Genomic DNA, 16,223 nt, shown 5'->3' on the forward strand with positions numbered 1-16,223 from the left:
TCCTCCTTCAATAATATCCGGCCATAGTAAAAAACCTACTCGACCTCCGTAATGATATTCTTTCTATGATTCCCCTTCAGAGAATCGTTGATGATCCGCATCTCGTTTTCCTCTAAAGTAATTGCTCCCATTTGTTCTAGTATGCGCAAAATGTCTTTATTATCCGTATAAATAATACCCATTGCCTTGCATAAATCGCAAATCAATTCTACACTTTCAGGTAATATTTCTACAGTTAGGTTATGATTTCCGCATTTGCAGCCAAGCTTTTTCCGTTCAACCAGCCTGCCAAGTATCTCTATAACGCCATAGACAACAAAAAAATCATCTGTCATTACATCAAGATCTTCCTGATCGCTTGTTAACTCCGAAGCCAGTCGGACAAAGTTCTTTTTAATTTCCGTGCACAATTCCATGACACGTGATTCAGGCCCGATATAGCCTACTGGTAGTTCCTTGTCGCTGCATCCCAGACGCAAAGGTTGTTCTCCCCAGATCAACTCCCTTCTGGTAACCAAGTGATGCGGCATCCCGCAGTAAATACAAGAATATTCTATGCCGATTTTCTTGCTCTCAAAACTGATGAGCGTCAACAATGGAGTACCACACGTACAAATGAAACTGTTCTTTCCCAAGTGAGCAAAAGAAAATACTGATAATGTTTTAAACTGAAGTTTCCCGCAGTGGGAACAAAGCATCCCAATGGTTGAGACTGCCTGAATAATCATTCTTTAGGCTCACCTCCCACACTGTCAGCCTGTTGGTTCTTTCCGCTCCATGAAATCACGGTATTAGGCTCCGTGGCCTTGCCGCTCTTTGCCCCGTGGCCGTCTCAAATCAGCGGATCGGCATCGGCTTACGTATGCCGTATAGCTTATAGTTCTCCAAGTAAAATATTATTCCTGCCTTAGATTTTTTAGAATATTAGAATTACCGCTTCTTACCATTCATTGTACCGTGGCATTAGACCTTACATGGCCGCCAAAAAGCCAGACTTTCGTTAAAGTCTGGCCGGTTAATCCGTTGATCATTCAAGCCATTATTTTAAGCCACCGTTTCAATTCTCAGAAACATGATCCGTACTGATAATTTCTCCAACCTGTTTTTTTAGTTCATTTAAATCAAAAGGTTTAACAACGAAACCGGATACTCCCAATTCCTCAGCCTGCTTATAAAAAATCTGATCGCCATATGCTGTCATCATGATGACCCGGCTTTTACAATTTGTCTCCCTGAGTTTGGTTAGAACCTCAATTCCACTCATTCCAGGCATCTTAACATCCATGATTATCAGATCCGGTTGAAATTCCGGAATAATCTCGAGCGCTTTTATTCCGCTGCCGCACGATTCAATCTCATAACCATATTCTAAAAAAACTTCGGTTAGAAGTCTTCTGATCCCATTTTGGTCATCCACAATCAACATCTTCAGCATCAAAGCCCCCCTTTTTTATAGCTAGATTTGTAGTTGTCAATAGATTTTAAAAACATCCATTGCGCTAAAAGCAATATGATTTGACAAAGATCGCCATACTACCTTTTATTTGACAATTGTTCTTCGCTGGGAGACAAAAATCCTTCATTAATTATCCTTATTCTCATTATTTCTCCATTTTTTTTATACATCCGCAGAATCCTGGGATTGGCCTGAGTCCTTCGTAAGGGAATCACAATCTCGTCACCGGCTGAGCAAGACGCGCTGCCGACATCGAGTACCGTAAGCTGCATCCCAATTTTCCCTGCAATCCTGACGGTTTGCCCGTTGCAAAGCAGTTTTTCCCGGCCCAGCTGAATGCCCATCAGGGCTGCCATATTTTTGACAATTATTTTCGCGAGATCCACAATGTTTTGAGGCACAAGCCGGGGCTCAATCCCAAACCCATCGGCATAACCTACCGGCACCACTGCCAGAGTCGTGTCTTTTTTAGCCTTGTAAACACTCTGGTAGCCGACAAAGGTACCTTTTGCCGCCTTTTGCAGGTGAACAATTCTTGCTTTGGCCAGCCAAGGGTCTTTTAACCGCAGCCTGCCTTCAAATGCCGGCGCAGGACAATGACCAATCAGGAGTGTTCCGACTCTGACCATATTGTAATGATACTCCGGAAAATCCAAATAGGCGGCGCTGTTGCAGACGTGCTTTAGCGGGATCCGAATGCCTGCTTGTTCCAACGTTTGAACATAAGCCAGATATTTTCCATTCTGCGCTCTGGTATAGGCACGATCACGCTGAGCTCCCCGGGCAAAGTGCGTGTACGCCCCTGTTACTTCCAGCTGAGGAGCTTCTCGCAACGCTGCAGCTAATTCCTGCAGCTGATCGCCCGTAAAACCGGTACGTCCCATACCCGTTTCCAGCTTCAGCTGAATCCCGGCTTTCGTTCCCAACGTTTCGGCGAGTTTGTTCAGTGTCGGTATCCAGTCCAGCTGTGATACCGTTAGTTCAATATGGGCCTGGATTGCCGCCTGCCAGTATTCCGGGCTCGACGGGCCGAGCACCAGGATTGTACCGTCAACACCCTGGTTTCGCAGCAGCAACGCTTCAGAGATGGTGGTGACAGCAAAGGCCGTACATCCTTCTCCCTGCAAGGCTCCTGCTACTTCCGCAGCCCCGAGGCCGTAGGCATCTGCCTTAACGACTGCCATGAGCCGGCATCCGGCAGAAAGCCCGGCCATGATTTGTCGGTAATTATAGATAATGGCATCCATATCTACTTCGATCCATAGATCTGACATGACAAGCCCCTCTTTAACAAATGATATTAAAAATTATTTAAGAGATCATTTAAGAAATTACAAGGAATGAATTATTTATGCCGCGGCCTGCGCATCCGGGCAAGCAGTCCTTTCAGTTTCCCGGAGTAAGCTTTTTCAGCAATCTGCCAGATCACATACAGGACAGGCCTGTAAACATAGTCCCACTCCCCGATGAATTCTGTAAACTCGCCATTAAAACCTTTTTTAAATTTATACAGTCCATACAGCGGGTTACTCTCGGCCAAATCCCCGGATACTCCTCTGAAATCGTAGAGCGTACAACCATTGGCTTTGGCCCAGCAAATCATTTCCCACTGAATCAAATAGTTGGGCATGACATTGCGATAAGAATTTGATGATGCCCCATAGATGTACCAGGCTTTGTCCCCTGTGATGAAAGCCAGCGTTCCTGCAACAATCTTTCCTTCATATTCGGCAACAAAAAGTTCGGCAAAACCTGCCGGCACCAGCGTATCATACAGATCTTCAAAATAGGTATAAGACCTCACCAGGAAATTATCCCGCTCGGTCGTTTCCTTGAGTACACGGAAAAATTCCGGTAGATCCTCTCTTGATCCTTTCCGGATCACGACACCTTTTTTAGAGGAAAGGCGGATATTATAGCGGGTTTTTTGATGCATATTCGTGAGCAAGGTCTCTTCATCCGGCGAAATGTCCAGACGGAATACAAACTTCGGCTGAACACCTTCAAAATTCTTTCCTGTATCCATTTTTTTAAAGCCCTGAGCTTTCAAAATACCTGCCAGAACCTGATCGGTTGAAGATACATCAGGATCAATCTTTAAGAGAATCGCCTTGCGCTTTTGCGCCAGCTTCCTGATTGCTTCCAGGACGGCTGCCATTTTTTCGCTGTCGTGCATAGCAACGACCGGACCGCGCGGACAGTAGAAAATGGGGGTCCCCAGCAACGGCAGTTTCCTTTCGAGAATTGTTGCAGCAGCAAAAATCTCACCATCTTTTTCCACTGCAAGCCTCCAGGGTTTCCAGCCCGTTCTTCCTTTAATGTCTCCCCATTCCCATAATTGCATCGCATGCCCTTTGGGATGCTTACAAATAAAGGAATTAAACTTTGCTTTATCTTCAATTGTGAGCCACCTTGCCGTAAATTCCATTTTTTTCACTCCTCCCAAAGACATTTCATTCTATCATCTTCGGAAATACAATTCATAGAAATACCAATCACCCTGTTCGACGTGAACCGGTTGACTGGCAAAAAACGTTTTTCTTCATCCTGTTATCCTATTAATTTTAAACGTAATCATATGATCTTAAACATCTGTTGTTTGCTGTCTTATATTTCCTTCAGTGTTGCAGTGACAAAGTTTTTGAAGAGTGGATGCGGCCGGTTCGGTCTGGACTTAAATTCAGGGTGAAACTGAGAAGCCACAAACCAGGGATGATCCGAATATTCCGATATTTCAACGAGTCTGTCGTCCGGGGATGTGCCCGAGAATACCATGCCGTTCTTCTCAAGGATTTCCCGGTAATAATTGTTCACTTCATAGCGGTGACGATGCCGCTCATAAATCACTTCACTGGAATACGCCGAGTTGGCAAGGGTATTCGGTTTGACCCTGACCGGAGAAATCCCCAGACGCATCGTCCCGCCCATATCTTCAATATCTTTTTGTTCCGGCAGCAAATCGATCACGGGATACTCCGTATCAGGGTTAAATTCTGTACTATTCGCGCCTTTTAGCCCGCAGACGTTTCTGGCAAATTCAATGATGGCACACTGCATCCCGAGACAAATGCCTAAATACGGTACTTTGTTCTCTCTGGCATACTGGATCGCCTTGAGCTTCCCTTCAATCCCTCTGTTTCCGAATCCTCCCGGTACCAGGATGCCTTTAATTCCGGTAAATATCTGCCCCAAATCTGCCCCTGAAACCTCAAGCTCCTCAGAATTAATCCAGCGAATTTTTACACCGGCCCCCTGATCGATGCCGGCATGGCGCAAGGCTTCTGCTACGCTCAGGTAGGCGTCGGGTAAAGTGACATATTTGCCGACAATCGCAATTTCTGTATACCTACATGGAGACTTAATCTTCAAGACCATTTTTTCCCACGTTGACATATCCGCTTTGGGGGCTTTAATACCCAAACAGCACAGAACGATATCATCCATACCTTCTTCCTGAAGACGAAGCGGAACCTCATAAATCGTCGGAGCTGTGGTATTCGTTATGATAGCTTCTTTGTCAATATCACATAATAAAGCTAGTTTTTCTTTGAGATCATCGTCAATTGCTTTGTCAGCCCGGCAAACCAAAATATTGGGCTGAATTCCGATACCTCTAAGTTCCTTGACCGAATGCTGCGTCGGTTTGGTCTTAACCTCACCGGAAGCCGACAGATAAGGAAGAAGGGTGACGTGGATATAACAGACATTCTCTTTGCCCATATCTCCACGGACCTGACGAATAGCTTCCAAAAACGGCAGTGACTCCATATCGCCGACAGTCCCGCCAATTTCAGTAATTACAACATCGGGATTACTCTCTCTGGCAACCCGGTAAATACGTTCTTTAATCTCATTCGTAATATGAGGAATCACTTGAACCGTGCCGCCAAGATAGTCGCCTTTGCGTTCCTTGGTGATGACCGACCAGTAAATCTTTCCTGCAGTCACATTGCTGTTTTTGGATAACGGAACATCAATAAATCTTTCGTAGTGCCCGAGGTCAAGATCGGTTTCCGCTCCGTCATCGGTAACAAACACTTCTCCATGCTGGTAAGGGCTCATTGTTCCAGGATCGACATTAATATAGGGGTCAAATTTTTGGATTGCGACCTTGAGTCCCCTTTTCTTCAATAAACATCCCAAAGAAGCGGCTGTTATTCCTTTACCAAGGGAACTTACTACGCCTCCGGTAACAAATATAAATTTCGTCATCCTTTTCTACCCTTTCCTTATCTCATAAAATTCTAAAGTCTAGCGTCCTGTGCTACGTTGTATGTCAAATTAATTAACTTCCAAAGATAAGTTTACATTCTTTCCGGGGCCGATACACCCAGTATCTTCAAGACATTCGCCAATACCTGTCTGGTTGAGCGAATCAGTCCCAGCCGGGCTGTCCGCAAATCGGGATCCTCAATCAGAACACGCTGACTATTGTAAAAAGTATGGAATAGCGCCGCCAAGTCAAGCACATACCTTGCAAGCCTGTGCGGTTCGGTTAGTTTTGCTGCCAGCACAATTTCCCCAGGCAGATCCGCCAATTTCTTCAATAGATCTCTTTCCTCCGCAGAAACAAGAAGCGCCAGCTGATATTCACCAGGAATCAGCTGCGATTCGAAACCCTGTTCTTCCGCCTGTCTTAAGATACTGCACAACCGAGCATGCGCATACTGCACATAGTAAACCGGGTTATCGGCGGACTGGGATTTGGCCAGGTCAAGGTCAAACTCAACCGTAGAATCCGGGTCACGCAGCAGGAAGAAGAACCTGGCTGCATCTTTGCCAACTTCATTAATCAGTTCCCTCAGCGTGATATACTGACCGGAACGCTTTGACATCTTGACGGTATCACCGTCCTGAATCAGCCTTACGAGCTGCATGAGGATGACCTGAAGAGAATCAGGGCTGTATCCCAGAGCCTGCATTGCGCCTTTCATGCGGGCGACATGTCCATGGTGGTCTGCTCCCCAGATATTGATAACCTTTTTAAAACCCCGTTCGAACTTATTGCGGTGATACGCAATATCCGCTGCAAAATAGGTCGGAACCCCATTGCCGCGCACAATGACTTCGTCTTTTTCATCTCCCGGAAGGATTGCTTTCAGCCAGAGAGCACCTTCCTTTTCATAAATATATTCTTTGTCTTCCAACCGCTTCATCGTCTCACGAATATAGCCGGACTCATGCAAAGACTTTTCACTGAACCATACATCATAGAAAACGCCAAAATCCGCCAGCGTTTCTTTGATATCATTAATTTTTTCTTTAAGAGCATAACTGACAAGAATATCCCGGCGGGTCTGTTCTTTCACTCGGACATATTGATCTCCGTCTTTTTCAATGATATTTTTGACAGTATAAATCAAATCTTCACCATGATACCCGGCCTCCGGGAAAGGTACTTCAACCCCCATAAGCTGGAGATATCTGGCTTCCAGCGATAGAGCAAAATTATGAATCTGATTGCCTGCATCATTGATATAAAATTCCCTGCTGACCTCGTACCCGGCCATCGCCAGCAGTGAGGCCAAACTGTCCCCCAAAGCAGCTCCTCTGGCATTCCCCATATGCAAAAGGCCTGTCGGATTCGCACTGACAAACTCAACCTGAATTTTTTCACCCTGGCCGATGTTGACAAACCCGTATTTTTCACCCTGGGCAGATATTTCAGGAATTACGCCTGTCAGCCAGGCAGGATCCAGGCGGAAATTAATAAATCCGGGTCCGGCTATTTCACTTGAGGTAATCCAGGTATCTGCCGTATCCAGATTATCAATAATGATTGCTGCTAGTTCCCGCGGAGCTCTTTTTGCCTGTTTGGTTAAAAGCATAGCAATGTTGGTCGCCAAATCACCATGCTCACGTTCTCTTGGTTCTTCTAAAACGTAAGAAGGTATTTCCTGAAAAGCCAACGCTCCTTTTTCGCGTGCACAGAGGATCGCCTGTTCTAATTTTTTACTGATATTTTCCCTGATTTTCTCATAAACGCTCAAACCTGAAGCTCCTCCTTCATAGGACCGCTGGAAAATGTACATAACTAAAATAAATTTTAATACATTTTCAGTAAAAATACCAGCGCCCAAATAATTAAGCAGAAAAAGAAGGTCTTTCTCTGCTTAATTATTTTACATTTACCAATTATATTGGAAATGCATTTTTTTTCAATACTTTTTTTGTTAATTCTTGTCTTAATCCTTACTGGATTAATTTTCCAGCAGGCGTATTGACAACCCTGCTGATTTTTTCTTCCGTTCCATTCAGCGCATTGATATAAACCATATACTCCTCCCCAAATGCCGTCCCTCTGAATTCATAACAAAAGGCTTCATTTGTCCCTAATTTTGAGATCACCGCCATTTTTGTTTCGATGATCTTAAATTCTTTCTTGAGTTTTGCCTTGGCCTGCTCCAGTGTAAGCACGCGATTCAGATTTCGTTGATGATGATACGCATAGTAGGGGTTAGCGTCGAAGCCAATGATCTGACCGTTATCTGTCGCTATGGTCAGCCTGATCTTGTCAGGATACAGCAGTGTCCCGTTCTCCCGCGGAACTGCATCAACCAAAACATAGGACCCGAGATCCTCGGAAGAAGTTACGACCAGATCCCATCCTATCCTGGCCAGAGAGGCATAGGCACTATCCAAGGTTTTTTTAACATCGAGCTGGCGATCGTTTAATTCACGCTGGTCCCGGTAAAACGTGACGACACCGCCTTTTTTGCTGACCTCCAAATAGCTGTCCTTATACGTAAGATTAAATCCTCCGAGGAGGTTGTCGCTTAAACCGCTTAACTGTGGAGCCGCACCTGTCTGCCCCAAATCTTCAAGAAAACGCTTGCCAACCTCCACGGCTTTGTTTTCATTAATTTCTCCTTCCGGTAAACCAAGCGGCTTATCCACATAATGCTTGTCCAGTTCTCCCTGATATGTGAATGGAGGATATTTCTGAAGGCTGACATCAAGCTGCTTCAACCCGCCTCTGACAGAAGTTGGCGTTTGGGCAGCTGCCTGTTGATTTTGCTGATTGGTCTTTCCGCTGTTTTCATCACCCTGAGCAGCGGTCTGAATGGATTTTCCGAAACCGATTTTTTTCAGCAATCCTTTGGGTTTGTCCACCCAGGCGAGGTTCTCGGAATTAAACTGATTGTAAACTTGCTGAACTGAGCGGTTGATTTCTATCACTCTTTCATGCATTTTGTTCAATGTGGCCTGCTCCTCAGCACTCATCACGGCGGCAGCAGCCGTCTTGCGGGTCATGGCCTTGCTGAAATCGCCGACCTGGTTGATAAACGTGTCAACATAGCTAATCCCGACCTCGTCTGCCGGCAGCTGGCCAAGGCGGCTGACCGCACTTTCGCTTCCCTTCCAAGTTTCTCCGAGATAAAGCACCCTTTGGGCCGTGCTACCCGCAACCTTTGCTTTGGCTATACTTGTTTCCACTTCGTTTAATGACGTCACAAGATCCGTAAAAGCCCTCGAATACTGGTTCTCTGTTTCCGTCTTATACTCTTTGAGTTCCCTAAACTCATAATAACCCCAGCCCAGAGAGAAAATCAGCGCAATCCCTAACGTCAGGGACAGCCAGGAAAGCAGCTTTTTTTTTGATTCAGCGTTCATCGGTACCCCCCCTAACGTGTAAAAATATGTTTGCCAATTTTTTTGATCTGCGGTCTTGACCAGACAAATTTATTGGTGGTCTTGTCGGGATTAAAATAATAGACCGCTCCATTGGTCGGATCAGATCCGTTCATCGCTTCCCTAGCTGCCTTAATGGCGGTTTCATCAGGTTGAAGGTTGATCTGACCGTCATCTACTGCCGAAAAGGCCTTTGGCTCGTAAATGACACCGGCGATGGTTTTCGGGAAGGAGGAACTTTTAATCCTATTCATGATACAGGCCCCGATCGCCACCTGACCAATATACGGTTCACCGCGGCCTTCCGCATAAACACACCGAGCCAGCAGCTGAAAATCGGCGTTCTTAAAACCTACCTGTTTTCCGGAAGAGGTAGTACTTTCACCTGTCAGTCTTTTTAACTCCCGAATCGTTTTGTCTCCGGCTATGCCGTCAGCTTTTAATCCTCTGCTTTTTTGAAATCTTTTGACGGCAGCCATTGTTGACTTTCCATAAATACCGTCAACTTTCCCGACCTGATACCCGAGTTGGACCAGTTTGCTCTGCAAGGCTTTGACTTCAGAACCTCTGGAACCCTTGGACAGTGTCCGGTCTCCAAGAGCAGCCTGACTGGCAGCAGAAAGAACCAGACACAGAATAAGACTTACCGTTATAATACTGAATATTTTTTTTTGTTTTTTTTCATTGGAATTCTGATTCATGCTTTCACCTCACCCGAAGTTATTTCTATTGCACCGCATTTCTTTGCTGTTTTTCATGCCAGCTCCGATTCAGCTTTCTTCTTATTCTGGCTTGGTTAGCAGCGGTTTATCCGCCAAAAACCATCTGTTCTGCCAGTCCAAATTTTTACAGCCAGCTTATTTATAAATTTCTATGATTATTACAAAGAATATAAGGATATTACTTTCTCAAACTTTTATAAATATTTCTATATTTGGCTTGTTTGGAGAGGTAAATCTCTAAAATGAAGAATATTCTGACACAGTGGGATATTATTTGACTTTTTTATCTCTGATTTCGCATTGTCAATCAATGATCCGAAAGGAGAGTATGGCCTTGACCATTCAGAAAGAAGTCATTGAAGATTTGAAGTCAATCTGGGGGGACCGGATAAACTTCAACGCCCTGGAAAGAAAAATTTATGCCCACGATATGGGAGTAATGCCCTCCATGATCAAACCCTTTGCCGGTAATCCTATTCCGGACGGTATTGTTCAACCGTCATCCGAAGATGAACTTGTTCACCTCGTGACCTATGCGAACCGGCATCAAATCAGCTTAATTCCAAGAGGGAAAGCAACATCCGGGTATGGCGGCGTACTGCCGGTTGACGGTGGGCTAATCGTCGAATTTAACCGGATGAAAAAAATCCTCGATATCTCCGAACAGGAAAGCAGTGCAACTATACAGCCGGGCGTTGTCTGGAATGAACTCGAGTATCACCTGAACCAAAAGAACCTGACGCTGGCGTTATACCCGACAAGTGCTCCTTCTTCGACGGTCGGCGGATGGCTTGCGCAGGGCGGTGCTGGAATCGGCAGTTATGAATTCGGCTACTTCCGAGACAATGTACTGTCTGCCAGAGTTGTCTTGCCAGATGGCTCTGTCAAATTCATGCAGGGTTCGGATCTGGATCTGGTTTCGGACGTTAATGGAATCACTGGTTTAATTAGCGAGATCAGCATCCGGGTTAAAATGCTGAAACCAATGCATGTCAAAGCCATCGCTTTTGGCAATCCGGACCATCTTGCAGGATTCATGAAAGATCTGTTTTCCCGCAAAGTGCCTTTATGGTCGGCATCGTTTATTAACCCGGACGCTGCGAGGTTAAAGAATAATCTACCGCCGCATTATCATCACGGGGAGCGAGTCTCGGATGAGCACAGACCGATTCTGCCCGAAAAATATATAGCGATTCTGTCTGTACCAACGACCGTTGCGATCTTGTTCAGGCCGATGTGATGGAAATCGCCGAAAAAAACAACGGAGAATTTCTCTCCGCCGAAATCGCCCGACATGAATGGGATGCCCGTTTTGAACCCGTCAGGGCCAAGAGAATTGCCCCTTCCCTGATTCCAAGCGAGGTTATTATCCCGCTGGAAAACCTCGATAAAGTCATTCAAGAGATTACGGCCGAGGTTAAGCACCCATTTATTCTGGAGGGCTTTGCGACAAATTCCCAGGAATTTGTTCTGCTGGGTTTCATCCTGCATGATGAAAGGCAGTTTAACTTCAATCTTGCTTATGCGCTTTCTCTGTCTATTCTGAACACCGCTCAGAAATACCAGGGCAGACCGTATGCGTCCGGCTTATATTTTATTGGGTTCGTCGAAAAGATCTTTGGCAAGGACAGGGTCAAAAAACTGACCGCATTCAAAAAGCAGGTTGACCCGAATAAAATGATGAATCCGGGCAAAGTCCTGGACAACAGTTTTTTGTCCAGGGGAATTGAACTTGCAGGTACGCTTGACCCGATCCTCAAAATATTCGGCAATTTGGCCAAAGCCAAAGATCCCGGTGAAGTATTCAAGGAGAGAAAAGGCATTCCGGGTGACATTGTCTGGTATGCCTACGCCTGTTCGCAATGTGGCTACTGTGTCGATCAATGTGATCAATATTACGGCCGGGGTTGGGAGTCCCAATCCCCGCGCGGCAAATGGACGTTTTTTAAACTTCTTCTGGAAGGGGAAGTCGAATTTACCCAGCGTGCTGTTGACACTTTCTTGGCCTGCACGACGTGTGAATTATGCAACAGGACCTGTCAGCTGGATTTGCCGAATGAATCTTCCTGGCTAAAACTGCGGGGGCTGCTGGTAGACGGACTCGGGTACAGGACATTTCCTCCTTTTGAAATCATGGCCAATACGATGCGCCAGCAGAGCAATATTTGGGGCGGATACGCTAAGGACAGGGATAAATGGATCATTGACGAGGTTCGGGACAGTATCCAGGAAAAAGCCGAATACGCCTTTTTCCCTGGCTGTACCTCATCCTTCGTCGAACAGGATATTGCCCAGTCTACTGCTTTGCTGTTAAAGGAAGCAAGGATCAAATATGCTTATCTCGGCAACAAGGAACAGTGCTGCGGCATACCGATGCTCGTATCCGGACGCTGGGAGGTCTTCAATGAAACGGCGGCTAAGAATATTGCCACGATGAAGCAGACCGGGGCCAAGACCGTTATTACAACCTGTCCGGCCTGCTGGCTGGTCTGGGAAATCTATTACCGCCATTGGGCCAAAGACAACAATATTGAATATGATCTGCATGCCAAACATTATGCGGATGTTTTAGCCGAAAAGATTGAAGCGGGAGAGTTTAAGCTTGCCAAAGAACTTAACCTTCAGGCAACCTACCATGATCCTTGTCATATGGGACGGGCCGGAGCCAGGTTTAAAGGTCCACGTACGCTGATCAACGCAATCCCCGGCTCAAACTTCAGGGAAATGCGTTTTCACCATTATGATGCGCACTGCTGCGGCGCCGTGATCTCTCTAGTGGCTGATCCGAAGGTCGCCTCTGAGATTGGTGCTTCCCGGATTGAGGAAGCGATAGAGTGCGGTGCGGATACGATTATTACCGCCTGTCCCTGCTGCAGGGTGCAGTTAAAAATCTCGGCCGAGGATAATCATCTGCCAATTAAGATCCGCGATTTATCTACGCTGGCCGCCGAAAGCCTTGGCTATGACATTCCGTGCTCAGATCCGGTCATCGATGAGAAATGGGCTGTCTTTGACAGGATGATCCGAATGATGACCCCCTGGGGAATGGCCGATATGATGGCCGGTCTAATTCCGGAGATGATTGAAGCCATGCCGGACACATACAGGAACATGATGAAAATGGTGATGAACGCGCCGGAAGTGTTCAAAGAGCCGATGATCTCCATGATGAAAAGCGTGATGCCTTCCTTATTCCCCGGATTGCTACCGGGCATCATGGATAAAGTCATGCCGCGAATGCTTGAGAAAGTAAGCGAAGCCATCCCGATGCCGGGGTACCTCGAAGAACAGATGCCAAACCTGATGCCCAAAACGATGGAGGTACTCATGCCTAAAATGCTAGACGAGATCATCCCGTATTTCCTGCCGAAAATGGCGGATTATTTGAGAAGGAAATAAAGCCTGGGTAACCTTAATCCAAGAAAAAGCGGACTGCCTTGTAACTTGTCTCTGAGGGACGTCTCAGTAGAATAAACAGCCGAAAAGCGGATGGCACCATGTCGTCAACCTTAGCTTAACTCAAAAAAAATGCTGATAACAGTCAAAAACTATTATCAGCATCATATCGGTTTAGAGTTACTCTTGTTTAGGGGTTCACCCCAACCTTTTACATAGAGCCTCAAATCTCTTACTTTTGAGCAATTTAGTGGTTTATTTATTATTCTCAGCAAAAACGTCCTTGAATACCTGGACGGCTTTCGCGCTGTCCACCGGGAATCCCATTTCTCCGAGTGTTTCACCAATGATTTCGAGCGCTTTGCAGAAAATATCATTCGTGGTGTTCCCCATATGTCCCAATCTGAAGCCTTTTCCGGCCAGAGAAGCGAGTAATCCGGCTACGATCAGCCCTTTCTTCGCGAGTACGGCTCTGAATTCGGCATCGTTGATTCCTTCTGGATAAAGAATGCAGCTTAAAGTCGGAGCAGCGACTTCTTCCGCAGCAAAAATATTCATGCCCATGGATCTGACCGCCGCACGGATTGCTTTGCCAATCGCTGTATGCCGACGATAACGCGCTGCCGTTCCTTCGGCCGCAATGATTTTCATAGCTTCTGCATAGCCATAGATCATATTGATCGGGTGGGTCGCAAAATATTTCTGGGGCTCTTTCATGACCGGGCTCCAGTTGTTGATATCCATATAGTAACTGTTGATACCATCCATTTTCGCTCTGGATTCTAGGGCTTTCTGTCCAAAGGCCACAATCGCAAGTCCAGGAGGAACCCCGATCGCTTTCTGAGATGCGGTCAAAACAACGTCAATCTTATAATCGTCAGTACCATAGGCTTTGCCCATATCTTCTTCAAGTCCGCCGGAAGCACATACGCCGTCTAAAATAAAGAGCGCGCCATACTTTTTGACTGTCGGAACAACTTTGTCCAGATTAGCAGCTACTCCCGTTGATGTATCCGCGTGGGTTACCGTAACAGCTTTAAATCCGCCTTGCTGCAGCTTTTCTTCAATCTGAGCCGGTTCAATTTGTTTGCCCCACTCAGCAGCCAGTACTTCAGCTTCAATCCCTAAAGCTTTCGCTACTCCGATAAAGCGGTCTCCAAAATAGCCATGGCTTACGATGAGCAGCTTCTCACCGCGGGCAACCGTATTGGCCAGTGCCATTTCCATGGCTAGTGTTCCGGATCCGGCGATAACAAAAACTTCGCCATCCGTATTGAACATTTTTCTGGTCTGAGCGAGAGCTTCGCTGAAAATACCTGCAAAACGCATATCCGTATGGGACATTGTTTCCCGGGAAAGCGCCTCATAAATTTCGTCGACTACAGGTGTCGGGCCGGGAATTAAGAGCATTTCTTTATTGGGCATTGGGAATTTCCTCCTTGAAAATAGAACATTTAAAAATTGTACTCCAATTAGGGATTATATCATTAATTTAGTCTCTACGGCTAATTCTGTCAGAATATTTTCCATTAATGCCGCAATAATTATTATTCTAGGACTAGTAAATCTGTATGTCTCATTTGGGCAAATATTTAAAAATAATTTTTGCTAGACATCTGCGGATTTCACGGTTCTCGGGAACGGGATGACATCACGGATATTGGAAATCCCGCTTAAATACATGATCAGGCGCTCAAAGCCGAGGCCGAAGCCTGCATGTTTTACCCCGCCATATTTTCTAAGTTCAAGGTACCAGCCATAATGCTCCTCACTCATTCCAAGCTGAGCAATTCGTTTTGTCAGCAAATCTGTTCTTTCTTCTCTCTGACTGCCGCCGATGATTTCACCGACACCCGGAACAAGCAGGTCCATCGCAGCCACCGTCTGCTGATCATCGTTTTGCCTCATGTAAAAAGCCTTAATCTCCTTGGGGTAATCTGTAATGAAAAGTGGTTTTCCAAATACCTTTTCGGTTAAATAACGTTCGTGCTCAGTTTGCAGGTCTAATCCCCATTCCACAGGATAAGCAAAATCCATATTGGCTTTCTTTAAAATCTCGATGGCGTCGCTGTAGGACAGACGGCCAAATTCCGAATCTAAAACATTGTTCAGCCGGGCCAGCAATTCTTTATCGATAAACTTACTAAAAAACGCCATTTCGTCCGGGCAGTGTTCCAGCGCATAAGCAATCAGATACTTCATCATTTCCTCGGCGAGATTTTGGATATCGTTTAACTCTGCAAAGGCAATTTCCGGCTCAATCATCCAAAATTCGGCTGCATGCCTGGCCGTATTGGAGTTTTCTGCCCTGAAAGTCGGTCCAAATGTGTAGACATCTTTAAACGCAAGGCAAAAACTTTCGGCATTCAGCTGTCCGCTTACCGTAAGATTTGTCTCCTTACCAAAAAAATCCTGACGGTAATCCACTGCTCCCCGGTCATCACGCGGCAGATGATCAAGCTTCAGTGTGGATACCCGAAACATTTCTCCCGCTCCCTCGGCATCACTTCCCGTGATGATTGGCGTATGCACATAGACAAAGCCTTTATCCTGAAAAAACTGATGCACGGCCATTGAAATGACAGACCTGAGTCTGAATACAGCCGAGAATGTATTGGTCCGGGGACGGAGGTGCGCAATCGTTCTAAGAAATTCCAGACTATGCTTTTTCTTCTGCAGCGGATAATCAGCCGGACAGGCATTTTCGATTTGGATCTTCTCGGCTTTTAGCTCAAAAGCCTGGTTTGCCCCCGGAGAGGAAACCAGTATCCCTTCCGCAGTTATGGCGGAACCGGCTCCGAGTCGGCTGACTTCGGAAAAGTTTAGCAAATCCTGACCATAGACGATTTGTAGGTTTCTGAAGCAACTGCCGTCATTGAATTCGATAAAACCAAATTCTTTGGATGCTCTGACCGTCCTTACCCAGCCTGAGATTTGCAGACGCTCCCCAATCTTAGCCTCTGTTGCCTCATAAATTTGCTTTACAGCTATACTGTTCATCATTAACTCCTGTTTAT

At 45.9% G+C, this 16,223-nt stretch carries 12 protein-coding genes; 2 read left to right on the top strand and 10 right to left on the bottom strand.

Annotation, left to right across the window (positions count from 1 at the left end):
• Positions 1–35: 35 nt before the first annotated feature.
• The 8 genes from NC238_08215 to sleB all read right to left on the bottom strand — a co-directional run bounded on the left by NC238_08215 (position 36) and on the right by sleB (position 9,789).
• Complete coding sequence (locus tag NC238_08215; GenBank protein ID MCM1565921.1) at positions 36–728, bottom strand: hypothetical protein; 693 nt, start codon at positions 726–728, stop codon at positions 36–38.
• Positions 729–1,057: 329 nt separating this feature from the next.
• A complete protein-coding gene (locus NC238_08220) occupies positions 1,058–1,435 on the bottom strand; it encodes a response regulator (protein ID MCM1565922.1) in 378 nt (125 codons plus the stop codon).
• Positions 1,436–1,533: 98 nt separating this feature from the next.
• Positions 1,534–2,730: an alanine racemase gene (gene alr, locus NC238_08225; GenBank protein MCM1565923.1), complete on the bottom strand. Its 1,197-nt coding sequence runs from the start codon at positions 2,728–2,730 to the stop codon at positions 1,534–1,536.
• Positions 2,731–2,801: 71 nt separating this feature from the next.
• Positions 2,802–3,884 carry an aminoacyltransferase gene (locus NC238_08230; GenBank protein ID MCM1565924.1) on the bottom strand — a complete coding sequence of 361 codons (1,083 nt, stop codon included), beginning with the start codon at positions 3,882–3,884 and terminating at the stop codon, positions 2,802–2,804.
• 179 nt (positions 3,885–4,063) lie between these two features.
• Complete coding sequence (locus NC238_08235) at positions 4,064–5,668, bottom strand: CTP synthase (protein MCM1565925.1); 1,605 nt, start codon at positions 5,666–5,668, stop codon at positions 4,064–4,066.
• Between the two features lie 92 nt (positions 5,669–5,760).
• Positions 5,761–7,446: an arginine--tRNA ligase gene (argS, locus tag NC238_08240; GenBank protein MCM1565926.1), complete on the bottom strand. Its 1,686-nt coding sequence runs from the start codon at positions 7,444–7,446 to the stop codon at positions 5,761–5,763.
• 202 nt (positions 7,447–7,648) lie between these two features.
• Positions 7,649–9,070: a germination protein YpeB gene (locus tag NC238_08245; GenBank protein ID MCM1565927.1), complete on the bottom strand. Its 1,422-nt coding sequence runs from the start codon at positions 9,068–9,070 to the stop codon at positions 7,649–7,651.
• 11 nt (positions 9,071–9,081) lie between these two features.
• Positions 9,082–9,789, bottom strand: coding sequence for a spore cortex-lytic enzyme (gene sleB, locus NC238_08250; protein ID MCM1565928.1), 708 nt, complete (start codon positions 9,787–9,789; stop codon positions 9,082–9,084).
• 355 nt (positions 9,790–10,144) lie between these two features.
• On the opposite strand from sleB, the gene NC238_08255 reads away from it, so the two are divergent.
• Positions 10,145–11,050 carry an FAD-binding oxidoreductase gene (locus NC238_08255; GenBank protein ID MCM1565929.1) on the top strand — a complete coding sequence of 302 codons (906 nt, stop codon included), beginning with the start codon at positions 10,145–10,147 and terminating at the stop codon, positions 11,048–11,050.
• A complete protein-coding gene (locus tag NC238_08260; protein MCM1565930.1) occupies positions 11,050–13,209 on the top strand; it encodes a heterodisulfide reductase-related iron-sulfur binding cluster in 2,160 nt (719 codons plus the stop codon). Before NC238_08255 ends, NC238_08260 begins: the two co-directional genes overlap by 1 nt.
• A gap of 252 nt (positions 13,210–13,461) precedes the next feature.
• Here NC238_08260 and NC238_08265 read toward each other — a convergent pair whose 3' ends face one another.
• The gene (locus NC238_08265) at positions 13,462–14,631 is read right to left on the bottom strand and encodes an alanine--glyoxylate aminotransferase family protein (protein ID MCM1565931.1); all 1,170 of its coding nucleotides are present in this window, start codon (positions 14,629–14,631) and stop codon (positions 13,462–13,464) included.
• A 183-nt stretch (positions 14,632–14,814) separates the two neighbouring features.
• The gene (gene asnS / locus NC238_08270) at positions 14,815–16,206 is read right to left on the bottom strand and encodes an asparagine--tRNA ligase (GenBank protein MCM1565932.1); all 1,392 of its coding nucleotides are present in this window, start codon (positions 16,204–16,206) and stop codon (positions 14,815–14,817) included.
• Positions 16,207–16,223 lie beyond the last annotated feature (17 nt).

This window comes from Dehalobacter sp., assembly GCA_023667845.1.
Lineage (GTDB): Bacteria > Bacillota > Desulfitobacteriia > Desulfitobacteriales > Syntrophobotulaceae > Dehalobacter.